1 protein-coding gene is annotated in these 821 nt (G+C 67.8%); it reads left to right on the top strand.

Annotation, left to right across the window (positions count from 1 at the left end):
- Nucleotides 1–821: aldehyde dehydrogenase family protein (locus C5B99_RS18910; RefSeq protein WP_146082069.1), on the top strand; the 821-nt coding region annotated here is incomplete at both ends.

The following is an 821-nucleotide window of genomic DNA, read 5'->3' as shown; positions in this document are numbered from 1 at the left end:
CCCACGATCCAGCACTGGATCGACGGCGCCTGCTCGACCTCGACGCCCGCGCGCACCTCGCCGGTCTTCAACCCCGCACTTGGCGTCGCCACCAAGCAGGTCGCGCTCGCCGAGCAGGCGGAGATCGACGCGGCGGTAGCAGCGGCGAAGGCGGCGTTCCCTTCGTGGTCGAACGCCTCCGTCGCGAAGCGCCAAGGGGTGCTGTTCCGCTTCCGTGAGCTGTTGAACGAGCGGAAGCTCGAGCTCGCGCGCATCATCACCTCCGAGCACGGGAAGGTCGTCTCCGACGCCGCTGGCGAGATCCAGCGGGGCCTCGAGGTCGTGGAGCTCGCGACCGGGTTCCCCCACATCATGAAGGGCGACTTCACCGAGAACGCCTCGACCGGCGTCGACGTGTTCTCCATCAAGCAGGCCCTCGGCGTGGTCGGCATCATCAGCCCGTTCAACTTCCCCGCGATGGTCCCGATGTGGTTCTTCCCCATCGCGATCGCGGTCGGCAACACCGTCGTGCTCAAGCCGAGCGAGAAGGACCCCTCCGCCGCGATCTGGCTCGCGGAGCTCTGGAAGGAAGCGGGCCTGCCCGACGGCGTCTTCAACGTCCTGCACGGCGACAAGCAGGCCGTCGACGGCCTCCTCAACCACGACGACGTCGCCGCGATCAGCTTTGTCGGTTCGACCCCGATCGCGCAGTACATCTACGAGACCGCCTCCAAGAACGGCAAGAGGGTGCAGGCCCTCGGCGGCGCGAAGAACCACATGCTCGTGCTCCCCGACGCCGACCTCGACCTCGTCGCCGACCAGGCCATCAACGCCGGCTACGG

The organism is Pseudoclavibacter sp. Z016, from assembly GCF_002931215.1.
GTDB lineage: Bacteria > Actinomycetota > Actinomycetes > Actinomycetales > Microbacteriaceae > Pseudoclavibacter.
This window is presented reverse-complemented; position numbering and strand designations above follow the sequence as displayed.